The sequence below is a fragment of the Trichlorobacter lovleyi genome, from assembly GCF_015239775.1.
Classification (GTDB): domain Bacteria; phylum Desulfobacterota; class Desulfuromonadia; order Geobacterales; family Pseudopelobacteraceae; genus Trichlorobacter; species Trichlorobacter lovleyi_B.
Genome location: NZ_CP058409.1, coordinates 3,204,095 through 3,215,608 on the forward strand (window position 1 = coordinate 3,204,095; position 11,514 = coordinate 3,215,608).

The window sequence follows — 11,514 nt, forward strand, 5'->3', positions numbered from 1 at the left end:
GAGCACAAACCTGCCGAATCATCTGGGCCGCTCAACCATGGGCGGCCTTTTCGTATAAAGGAGAAACATGCCCACCCTTGACTGGATAGGAAAGAAGGCCGTTGTCAACCATCACCGCGAGGTACCGTTTCATCTGCTTAAATGCAATGATGAACTGTCGGTAGGCGACCCCGGCAGCGGCAACCTGCTGGTGCAGGGGGACAACCTGGTGGCGCTCAAGGCCCTGCTGCCCTATTACGCCGGTCAGGTCAAGTGCATTTATATCGATCCTCCCTACAACACCGGCAACGAAGGCTGGGTGTACAACGACAACGTCAACAGCCCGGAAATGCGGGAATGGCTGGGAAGAGCGGTTGGCAAGGAAGCCGAAGACCTATCGCGGCATGACAAGTGGCTGTGCATGATGTATCCGCGTTTGTCATTGTTGCGTGAGTTCCTATCTGAGGATGGCGTCATCCTTGTTTCTTTGGACGATGTCGAAGCTGGCCACTTACGATTGCTGCTAGATGAAATTTTTGGATTTAGGAATCGACTTGCAACTATTGCTTGGAATACAAGAAACACTGATAACAGGATCAAAACTCGTCTATCACCTGATCACGAACATATTTTCGTCTACGGCAAATCAGAAACAGCTAAAATTCAAGGTCGTGTAATTGACAGGTCAGACTTTCGAAACCCGGATAACGACCCAAGAGGGCCGTATGTTACCGACCCTCTCAAGGGAAAAGCAACAGCCTCGGAACGTCCAAATCTTCACAACTATGATATGGAGCAACCTGGGACGAACAACATATGGAAACCAGATCCAGCCAAAGGCTGGATAACAGACAGGGCTGGTTATGAACAGTTATTGTCTGAAGATCGTATTTGGTGGCCACCCAATCCACAAACTGGCTGGCCGCGCAAAAAGCGTTTTCTCTCGGAGACACAAGAACGAATGCCAGCGTCAAGCTTCTGGCCTGAGTTCAAGACTCAATCGGGAGCGCGGGAACTTGATGAAATTCTCGATGAACGCCTTTTTGCATTTCCCAAGCCGCTAGCTCTAGTTCAGAGAATCATTTCCTATTGTGCACCGCCAGACTGCTTGGTTCTCGACTCTTTTGCTGGAAGCGGCACAACTGGTCATGCCGTGCTTGCCCAGAATACCGCTGATGGTGGCAATCGCCGGTTCATCCTGATTGAGATGGACAACAAAATTTGCCAAAATATCACCGCGCAGCGCCTTTCGCGGGTAGCTTTGGGGTATGGAGATGTTCCCGCACTGGGCGGCGGTTTTCGTTTCTGCGAGCTGAGCGAGCCGCTTTTCGACGAGCGGGGCAACATACGCACGACGGTTTCCTTTGCCGATCTGGCCCGGCATGTCTACTTCTCCGAAACCGGCGAACCGCTAACCCACGATGCAAAAACAGATTCAGTATTGCTGGGCATCCACAACGGCACCGCTATCTATCTGCTCTATAACGGCATCCTTAAAGACAAGACCATCAAAGGCGGCAATGTGCTGACCACGGCCCTGCTTTCGCTGCTGCCCGAGCACGAAGGCCCCAAAATCATCTATGGCACCGCCTGCCGGATTGATGCAGAACGTCTACGGCGTGAAGGAATCACCTTTAAACAGTTACCCTATAAACTCAAGCTGGGGGCGGCATGATTCTCAAAAGCTACCAAAGTGATGCCCTGAACTGGCTGGAAAAGTTCCTCAAGCGCTGCAATGAAACCGGTTGCCCCCGCGAGAGCTACGCCGCAACCACCCAGGAATGGCGCAATATGGCGCTGCTCTACCGGCCACTGCGCACCCTTGAACAGGTCCCCTATGTCTGTCTGCGCATTCCCACCGGCGGAGGCAAGACATTGGTGGCCGGAATGTCGATTGAACGGATCAACCGCAGTCTGTTACAGACACCGTTCAGCCTGACTCTCTGGCTGGTGCCGTCGGAGCCGATCCGCGAACAGACCTTGAAGGCCTTGCGCAACCCCAACTCTCTCTTGCGGCAGTCCATGTCGTCTGTGTTGGGTGACTTCGCGGTGCTGGATATTGAAGAGGCGTTACGCATGACTCCCCACCTGCTGGACGGTTCCAACGTGATCATCGTTGCCACCATGCAGGCCTTTAAGCAGGAAGAAACCGGACGCCTGAGCGTCTATAAGCAGAACGGCAGCCTGATGGAGCATTTCAGGGGAGTGACCGACCCGGTACAGCGGGGCAATGGTTCACTGGTAGATGTGCTACGGCTTAGAAGGCCGTTTCTCATTGTTGATGAGGCCCATAACCAGGGGACACCGCTAGCCTTTGAAACCCTGTCCCGCTTTGAACCCTGTGCCATACTGGAGCTGACGGCAACGCCTGACCGAACCTATCAGCCCAGTAACGTACTGTATAGCGTGTCGGCTTCTGTGCTCCATTCAGAAGATATGATCAAGATGCCGCTGAACCTGGTGCAACGCCCCAACTGGCTTGATGCTCTGCGGGATGCTATCGCCTGCCTGGACCAGTTACAGCAGCACGCAGCATCGGAACCGACCTATCTGCGACCAATCATGCTGATTCAGGCAGAACGCAAGGATACAAACCATGAAACATTGGTGCCGGAACGGGTAAGAAAAGCGCTGTTGGAGGATTTTAACATCCCGCCAGATGAAATTGCCGAGGCCACCGGCCTTAATGACGAAATATCAGGCAAAGACATTCTGTCCGACACCTGCAAATTGCGCTTCATCATTACCGTGGACAAACTGCGTGAAGGCTGGGATTGCCCTTTTGCCTATGTACTCTGTTCGTTGCGCAACACCAGCTCCGCCACAGCCGCAGAGCAGGTATTGGGTCGGATTTTGCGTATGCCCTACGCCGAGCGGCGGCAGCACCCGGAACTGAATATGGCCTATGCCTACCTGACCTCTACCAACTTTGCCGCAACGGTTGAAAGCCTCAAAGATGGTCTGGTACGTAACGGTTTTGAGCGTCAAGAGACAAAGGATCTGATAAACATACCGGACGATCCCCAGACCGATGACCTGTTCAGTCACCAACACAGCATCACCTACAGCACACCTGAGTTGCCTGAACCGGAAGCAATACCGGAAACCCTTGCGAAAAAGATCGAAATCACCCCCGAGAATGGCTCCATCACTCTGAAGGGTTCTTTTAGTGAGCCTCAGGTAAAGGCCTTACAGGAGGTCTTTCAGACGCCAGCAGGCAAGCAGGCCGTGCGCGAGGCCATTACCCGGCTGCGCTCTCCCCGTACCGTTCCGACAAAATCACCTGCGGAAAGCGGGGTGCGCTTCTCCGTTCCCCAGCTTCAGTACCGCCAAGGCGATCTATGGGAACCGTTTGAGGCGACCCACCTGCTACAAGGCGACTGGAGCCTACTGGACTACTCCAGTGAGCTTACGTCATTCAGCACCTCCAGCCAAAAACCACAGGGCGGAGTAATGTCGCTGGAAAAAGAGAAGGTAAAATTCACCCCATTCACTGAAACTGTGGCAGAGACACCGCTATTTGAGTACCATTCCGGCTGGAATCAGGTACAACTTGTTTCCTGGCTGGAGCGTAATATCTACGATCAGACCCTGCTGCCGGATGAAAAATCCGCATTTTTGAACAGGGCTATTGACTGGCTGCTAGCAAGTGGGTTTACCCTTGAAGAGTTGGCCTACGCAAAGTTCCGCCTGCGCAATGCGCTGGAGACCAAGATCAACGAGGCAAAAAAGCAAGCCATGCAACAGGTGCATCAGTCGCTTCTGTTTGCCGTTGAAGACTTTGCCGTGAATGATCGGAGTCAGGTGATTTTTGAACAAGGCCGCTACGCCTACGATTCTATTTACTGTGGTTTTACCGAGTTACCTAAACACTTTTTCCCGCAAATCGGCAACTTGAAGGGTGATGGCGAAGAGTTCGAATGCGCCCTTTTTCTGGCAACTCAACTTGAAGGTGTCACCTTCTGGGTCCGCAATGTGGAATGTAAGCGTACCTCGTTTTCACTTCAGACCGGCACTGACCGTTTCTATCCTGATTTTCTCTGCCAACTGGATAATGGTAAGATTCTGGCAGTGGAGTACAAAAACAGTCGCGACTGGGAACTTCGCGAGAACCTTGAAAAGCGTCAGCTTGGAGAACTCTGGGAAAAGCGAAGTAATGGACAGTGCCTTTTTATAATGCCGAAAGGTAAGGATTGGGAAGCAATCCGCGAGAAATCAAAGGAATAAACAAACCGGTTTACCGGCAATGCAAGAGGAAGCAATGACAAAACAAAAAGTAAGTATGGTCAGCCTGGGCTGCCCCAAAAACCTGGTGGATGCCGAGGTGATGCTGGGGGTTCTGGCAAAACAGGGCTATGAAATCACCATGGATGAAAAAGAGGCCGACGTCATCATCGTCAACACCTGTTCCTTCATCAAGGAGGCTCGGGAGGAAAGTGTCGACGCCATCCTTGATCTGGCTGACCGCAAGCAGGATGGCAAGTGCAAGACCTTGGTGGTGGCCGGATGCCTGCCCCAGCGTTACCAGGAAGAGCTGGCCCATGAGCTGCCCGAGGTGGACATCCTGATCGGCACCGGCGACTATCCCCGGATTGCTGAGATCCTGACTGAGCACCAGGCCCAGGAGGGTCAGATTAAGTATGTTGGCGACCCCAACTATATCTACGACGAGAGCCTGCCGCGTCTGAATTCATCACCCGGCTGGTACGCCTACCTGAAGATTGGCGAGGGCTGCTCAAACTGCTGTACCTACTGCGTGATCCCGTCACTGCGCGGCCCGTACCGCTCACGCCCCGTCGAGGCCCTGGTGGCCGAGGCAGAGCGGCTGGTCAAGGGCGGCGTGCGAGAACTGATCCTGGTCTCCCAGGATATCACCCGCTACGGCAGTGACATGGATGACACCAGCAGCCTTGCCGGATTGATCCGGCGCCTGGCAGCAATCGAGGACCTGAAATGGATCAGACTCCTGTATGCCTATCCCGACGGCATCAGCGACGAGCTGATCGAGCTGTTCAAGACCGAACCGAAACTCTGCAACTATCTGGATATCCCGATCCAGCATATCAGCGATAACGTCCTGCAACGGATGAAACGCCGCAGCAGCGAAGAGCAGATCCGGACCCTGATCACACGCCTGCGCAGCGAGATCCCCGGCATCACCCTGCGCACCTCCCTGATCGTCGGCTTTCCCGGTGAAACGGTGGATGATTTTCTCAACCTGACCCAGTTCGTGGAAAAGGCCCAGTTTGATCGCCTGGGTGTCTTCTGTTATTCAAAGGAAGAAGGCACACCGGCAGCCGAGATGCCTGACCAGATATCCGAGCGGGTCAAACGGGAGCGGCACCGCAAGCTGATGAAGGCCCAGGCACGGGTCTCCTTCCGCCGCAACCGGGCCATGGTGGGGCAAATTGAGCAGGTGATTGTGGAAGGCTATAGCGAAGAGACTGAACTATTACTGAAAGGCAGAACCAGCCGTCAGGCACCGGACATTGACGGGCAGGTCTACATCACCTCCGGCCATGCCGAGATCGGCGACATTGTGGCCTGCAAGATCGTTGATTCATCAGACTATGATCTGGTGGCCGAGATGATCGAAGAGTAGCTTGACTGTTGTTCCAGGGGTCCTGTACGCACGGCCAGGGTGCGCAGGACCCCTTTCCTACCCGACAAAATCTCACCCCATTTCCAGATCAAGGATGCTGCCAAGGCGACGAGGAGTTCGGCGACGCAGGCGTACACGCAGTACGTTAGGAGCCGATGACATGCCAGCAAAGAGAACGCCTTGAAATGAACTTCACTGCAACATGAAGGTCTCGTACTCCAGCTTATCCAGATCGTTATCCAGCAAGGCCATACCGACCGCGATGGTCATCATCAGGGCCAATGCAAAACCGTAGCCGTAGTAGAAGGGCCCCAGCCGGATTGAAATCAGGGTAAACGCCAGATTCAGCACCGTGAACAGCGCGGTCAGCAGCAGAACCCGGTTACGTTTATCCAGATAGAAAAAGACGTTCAGAAGCCCCAGCAGTACCACCTGAAAACCGGTTGCCACCACCTGGACGGAGAGCAGCGGCAGGTGGATTTCTGAAATCCTGGCCCACAGCAGCAGTTGCCGCCCGGCCACGATGACAACAATGGTGGCGATGGCCTGAATCTTGATGATGTCATAGAGCCCTTCACGGGCAACCCGCACCATTTCATCCTTCATCTCCCGGATGTAGGAGAGTGAGCCCCCCTCGCGAACCGCGTCGTAAAAGCGGTCATAGTACTCCACAAAGTCCGTCTCCATCCGGACCAGGAAAACCGCCATACCGGGAATGATCGCAAGGTAGGCCAGGAAAACCGGCAGGTCATAGACCAGTGAGGCCCGCAAAGGTCCGATTACGATCGAACCGGTCAACGGGTGAAACCAGAAGATAAACTTGTCGATCCAGATTCCCAGGTTATAGAACAGACCGGTCAGCATCAGGGAGCGATACATCCGCCCGCCCCCCAGAAAGTCAAATTCAATAAAAACCCTGGAGGGATACTCCCGGAAGAGCACCCAGAACATTCCCAGCAGCAGAATAAACTGACCGGCCAGAAAGGCCAGCAAAAGCCCTTCCAGGTTGCCGTGACGCAGCAGGAAGGCCAACAGCAGGGCAGAGCCATAGCCCAGGGCAAAGTTGATCAGGATCGCCTTGTAGGCCTTGAGTCCGGAAAGCAGGATCGCCGTGACCCAGACACAGCAGAGCACGACAAAGGTCGCCGCAAACAGCAGCCGGAAGAACAGGCTTTGCTGGGGAAACTCCAGCAGTCCGATCGGGTAGGAGAGCACGCCGCTGACAACAATGACCACCAGCAACAGGCCGTTCAGGTTCGGCAGCAGCCTGTAGTGTTCTTTTTCAAAGATCCGGTCCGCCGAATAGCGGGTGAAGGCCAGCTGGACCAGGCCGGTCAGGATCAGGCTGAAGGCGATCAGATAGGTTACCACGGTCTGGAATTTGGAGACCAGCAGCGCCGGAATGACCACCGGCAGCGAGATGACACCGATCAGCAGGACCGCAATGATCGAGAGGATCCAGGGACCGGAGCTGATGATGCCGGCATAGGCATAGGCCATCAACAGCGAGCTGTAGCTGTCCCCCTTCATCAATTTGCGCAGTTCAAAACCGATGCCTGCCATCAGCTCAATGCCTCCTGGTACAACGCCCGGTAACGTTCAAACATCTGCTGCTGGGTGTACAGCTTTTCAACCCGGTTGATACCGGCCTGACTGGCCCTGTCCCAGGCTTCCTGGTCCCCGATCAGCCTGCGGCAGGCCTCTGCAAGGGCCTGAGGGCTGTTGATCGGCACAATGCCACCGGCCACCCCCAGCGCCTGGTCCTCCTCTCCCACTCCTTCCACCAGCTGACGGCAGGAACCGACATCGGTGGAGACCAGCGGCACGCCGGCCGCAAATCCCTCCAACGCCACCAGCGGCAACCCTTCGCTGATGGAGGAAAGCACCAGCAGACCGATCTGGGGAAACAGCTCCACCGGATTCATGAAGCCGGTAAAACGGACCCGGTCCGCGATCTCGAGACTCTGGGCCAGGGCCCGGCATTCTGCGGCGTATTCCGGATCCTCACCGTCCGGCCCGACCACCCAGCCCTCCAGTTCCGGGATATGGCTGACCAGGATACGGATCGCGCGGATGTAGGTCTTGACATCCTTGATCGGCACCACCCTGCCCAGCAGCGCCAGCACCAGAGGGGGCTTTGCCGGCCGTGTGGCGCGTAGCGGCGCAAAACGGGCCACATCGATGCCGTTAGGCACGACACTGATCTTTTCAGGCAGGGCACCGTCGCTGATCTGGCGCTGGCGGACCCCTTCGTACAACGACACGATCCGCCCGGAGGCATCATAGCAAAACCGCCCCAGGGTCTCAAAAAACCTGATCCAGAGATCCCGGAAGTAACTGATCTCGGTGGGATCGCGTTGCAGGGCATTACGGTTATCCTGAATCCACTCGTTGTTAAAGATATCGATCCGGCGTTCCTTGGTGTAAATGCCGTGCTCTGACAAAAGCAGGGGGCGGCCGGTATGGTGGTGCAGTAATCCTCCGAGAAATCCGGCATAACCGGTGGATACGGTGTGGTAGACCCGGGCAGGGATCAGGCTGCCGGCTATGGCGGCCAGTTGCCAGATCGGGGCATGCATGTTACGCACGCTCCAGAAATAGTCCACAAAGGAGGGGTCGGTACACTGGGCGCTATACAGTTCACAGATGTACTCCCATGAACGGCGGGAATAAAGGAACTGCGAATAGTCCACGCCACCTTTGGCATTCAGGTAGAACGAGGCCTGCTTCAGCTCGGCAGGCAGGCCATCCGGGTGAGGATTGGCGAACCAGCCGTGCAGCCGTTTCAGGGTCTCAAACCCCTGGGCATCACCGCTGCAGGGCGTTATCGGCGGGGTGGTATGTTCATCATGCAGGTAGTGGACCTGCAGGTGTTTCAGGTTTGACGGCAGCTCATACTTGATACCGTCATATTCATCGGAGCTGCTGCCGATAAACACCGCCCCGAACTCAAGTTCGGGAAAGCCCCTGATAATCTGATTGACCCAGCTGGAGACCCCGCCGCTGACGTAGGGAAAGGTCCCCTCCAGCAGCAGCATGACATCAACCTTTTGTGCCTTCGGCAGCCTGTTGTCAGCCATTAGCGTGCTCCCCAGAACTGAGCCACCGGACCGATGCCCGGCCTGAAGCGGACCGTGGCATCCTGCATCAGAAAGGCCCTCACCCCCTGAAAGTCCCGGGCATAAAATGCCAGTTCAGCCTGATACGGCAGCAGTTTGAGCGGATCAGCACCCGCTGCAAGGGCGGTTTGGATCGCCTCATCTGCCAGGAGATAGTCACGTTTCTGCAGATGAATCCTGACCATCAGGATGAGCAACGCCGGGTTTCTGCTGTTCAACTGCAGCGCCTGTGCGGCATACTTGGCGGCCTGTTCCACAAAGAAATCGCGCAGGTCATCCTGTGCCAGTGCGCTGTAGACCATCTCCCAGTATGAGAAGGCCAGATTACGGCAGACCGAGGCCTTAACCGCTGCTGTTTTGGCCTGCTTCAGCTCTTCCAGTGAGGCGGAAATGGTCTGTTGAATCTTCTGTTCCTGGCGTTCATAGAGGTTGAAGGCCAAGAGCCGGATTTCATCGTCACTGTCGCCGGTGGCATGCTGCAGCAGCCGGCTGGAGTTATGTCCGCCACTCGCCCCCACTGACAGCAGGGCCTTCAAACGCAGCTCACGGGGCAGACCGGCCGTGCGCAGACGGGACCAGGCCCCCCCCTCACCCATACCGGACCCCAGGTCGGCAGATTCTGCCTGGAAGGGGGGTAAGGGTACATTGGAGAACTCGGCCCGTTCCTCGTTTGATAAAAACATCCTGAAGTACAGAAGAATCAGCAGGGTTCCGACCGCGCCGAAGGCAGGCACAAAGAAGTTGAAACAGAAGAACAGCCCTAACAGGCCCCGGCGCAGCGCAACAAAGCGTTTGGGAAAACTGATGGCGAGCAGCAGCGAAAAGAGTGAGGACGCAATCAGATGCCCGGCAAGAAACAGCAGTACCCGTTGCCAGACCGGTTGCGAACCAAAGACCGCCAGCAGGGCTGATTGCTCACTGCAGAGGCCATAGATGAGCAGTTTCAGGCTGTTCATAGATCCTCCGTCAACAGGTTTGCCAGTTGCACAAGCGGTTCATCGCCGGACAGGACCGCGTATTTTATGGTAATCCCCACGCTCTGCAGCGTCATGCTGAACTGCTTGCGCAGGACCTCGTTCAGGCGGGCCTGGTACCCTTCCAGGGCGGCCGGGCCGGTGAACGGCATCAGGGTCACAAACTGCACACACCAGCCCAGATCCCTCCGCCAGCCGTGATCCAGGCCACGCTGCTGCCGTTCCAGCACCTGGCACAACTCATCAAGCCGCGGTCCCGGTTGCAAATTGATCACCACCACAGTACTCACAATATCAAGGTCACGCCTCAAACGGGTCATCTTGACCAGTTCAGCTCCAAAGACGGTCGGACAATCGGGGTACACCGCTATCAGACGTTTGGCGATAGTGGCGGCCTCCACATGATCAGCCGCGTAGGCCAGCAAGACGCCGAGGATCTGCAGAGTTTCACGATGCAGCGCCATAAAGGGCATATCACTGACCAGCAAAACCCCCAGCATCCGTCCGCTGCTGGTGCGAAGCGGTGCCGCCACCAGATAACTGCTGTGCTGACCATCGCCAAGCCGGTTGGCCGCCTGATATGCCGTGGTGCCCGACTCCAGGGCAGAGCGCAGCAACAGATCATCCGGCCGGTAGGAGGCCCCCTGGCCGCACTGTGCCAGCGGTACGGGATCAGGCACCCCATGGCGCACGGCATAGATGGCGGCGCTTGATAGTGAGCAGTAGTGGGCCAGAATCACCATCAGCTCACCGGCCAATTCATTGCTGACCTCTCCGCCTCTCTCAACCAGCAGCCGGCGCAGCTCCATCATGGCCTGCCGCAGGGTGACCGGACGGCTGACCAGGTTCTGCTCAAGCCGGTCATGGGAATGGCGAACCATGAAGTAGGCCCGCGACAGCTGCTGAAAACGTTCGGAGGCATGACGGGAAAGCTGGTCAGAACGCCTGAGACGGGTTGTCCAGACCGAGCTGAATTGACCGGCAATCAGGGACAGCAGGGCTCCGCCAAGCATGAAATGCAGCGGGAACGCCCCCTTGAGCAGGCCTGTCAGGGAGAACACAAACCAGAGCACCACCAGGGACGAGACCGAACTGAGTGCCGGGGCAATGCCGTAACGCAGGGCCACCAGCAGCGGACCGAACCAGAGCCAGGGAAACGCTGACTGCACAAAAAACGGGTCGTCTTTGCTCAGCAGGCAGCCCAGCGCCGGCACCAGCAGGGTCAGCACCAGGGTCTCCAGCCACGGCGCCAGCTGCGGGAAACGGGAGGTTATGCCGTTTAACGGGGTCATACTAGCGCAGCTCTATTGTCTTAATCAGGTTCTCCAACACCTGCTGCGCAACGGCACTGACCGCCTCCCGGCTCCAGCCGCTTTTTCCTGAACTGCCGCTCCAGAGCACCTTGTCATCCCGCAGGTCAACCAGCTGCAGGGTCATACCGGCCACCGGCTCTCCGTCAAGCCCGACCTTGTAGCGCCACTCCGTTATTGTTCCTTGCAGGGCATAGCGAATGTTCTGCTTTTTGGCCCAGGCAAGCCCCTCCTGCCGCCGCTTCAGCCCCCGGTCCGGCAGTGCCTCGGCATCTGCCGCCGGGTCCTGGGGCGCTGTTACCACCCGCTGGATCCCACGGGCATAGAGCAGCGCGGTAGCAATCGCCTCAGCCCGCTCTGCGGCAAAGGGGGTCTCCGTATTGTTCACAAACGGGATGACCGCCCAGGTTTCCGCCTGCGGCACTGCCTCCCGCATCCCCTGATGCAGGGTAGTACAACCGGCAAGCATCATTAGTCCCACCAGAACAGGCACGACACGTTTCATGGTTTCCTCCTCATAGCCAGCATAG

At 56.6% G+C, this 11,514-nt stretch carries 8 protein-coding genes; 3 read left to right on the top strand and 5 right to left on the bottom strand.

What is annotated here, in order from left to right:
- The first annotated feature begins 67 nt into the window (after nucleotides 1–67).
- From FY034_RS14910 to rimO, 3 genes are read left to right on the top strand one after another with little or no spacing between them, the layout of a single operon-like run.
- Complete coding sequence (locus FY034_RS14910) at nucleotides 68–1,654, top strand: site-specific DNA-methyltransferase (RefSeq protein ID WP_265551914.1); 1,587 nt, start codon at nucleotides 68–70, stop codon at nucleotides 1,652–1,654.
- Nucleotides 1,651–4,206 carry a DEAD/DEAH box helicase gene (locus FY034_RS14915; protein WP_265551916.1) on the top strand — a complete coding sequence of 852 codons (2,556 nt, stop codon included), beginning with the start codon at nucleotides 1,651–1,653 and terminating at the stop codon, nucleotides 4,204–4,206. Before FY034_RS14910 ends, FY034_RS14915 begins: the two co-directional genes overlap by 4 nt.
- A gap of 34 nt (nucleotides 4,207–4,240) precedes the next feature.
- The gene (gene rimO, locus FY034_RS14920) at nucleotides 4,241–5,581 is read left to right on the top strand and encodes a 30S ribosomal protein S12 methylthiotransferase RimO (RefSeq protein WP_416222766.1); all 1,341 of its coding nucleotides are present in this window, start codon (nucleotides 4,241–4,243) and stop codon (nucleotides 5,579–5,581) included.
- A gap of 192 nt (nucleotides 5,582–5,773) precedes the next feature.
- Here rimO and pelG read toward each other — a convergent pair whose 3' ends face one another.
- The 5 genes from pelG to FY034_RS14945 are packed head-to-tail and all read right to left on the bottom strand — an operon-like array spanning nucleotide 5,774 to nucleotide 11,489.
- Nucleotides 5,774–7,144, bottom strand: a complete 1,371-nt coding sequence (gene pelG / locus FY034_RS14925; protein ID WP_265551920.1) for an exopolysaccharide Pel transporter PelG — start codon at nucleotides 7,142–7,144, stop codon at nucleotides 5,774–5,776.
- Entirely contained in the window at nucleotides 7,144–8,661 is a 1,518-nt protein-coding gene (gene pelF, locus FY034_RS14930; protein ID WP_265551923.1) for a GT4 family glycosyltransferase PelF, read from the bottom strand. Before pelF ends, pelG begins: the two co-directional genes overlap by 1 nt.
- Complete coding sequence (locus FY034_RS14935) at nucleotides 8,661–9,656, bottom strand: tetratricopeptide repeat protein (RefSeq protein WP_265551924.1); 996 nt, start codon at nucleotides 9,654–9,656, stop codon at nucleotides 8,661–8,663. The genes pelF and FY034_RS14935 overlap by 1 nt, the downstream gene beginning before the upstream one ends.
- Nucleotides 9,653–10,966, bottom strand: coding sequence for a PelD GGDEF domain-containing protein (locus FY034_RS14940; RefSeq protein ID WP_265551926.1), 1,314 nt, complete (start codon nucleotides 10,964–10,966; stop codon nucleotides 9,653–9,655). The genes FY034_RS14935 and FY034_RS14940 overlap by 4 nt, the downstream gene beginning before the upstream one ends.
- A 1-nt stretch (nucleotide 10,967) precedes the next feature.
- The gene (locus FY034_RS14945) at nucleotides 10,968–11,489 is read right to left on the bottom strand and encodes a penicillin-binding protein activator LpoB (RefSeq protein ID WP_265551928.1); all 522 of its coding nucleotides are present in this window, start codon (nucleotides 11,487–11,489) and stop codon (nucleotides 10,968–10,970) included.
- Between the last annotated feature and the right edge of the window lie 25 nt (nucleotides 11,490–11,514).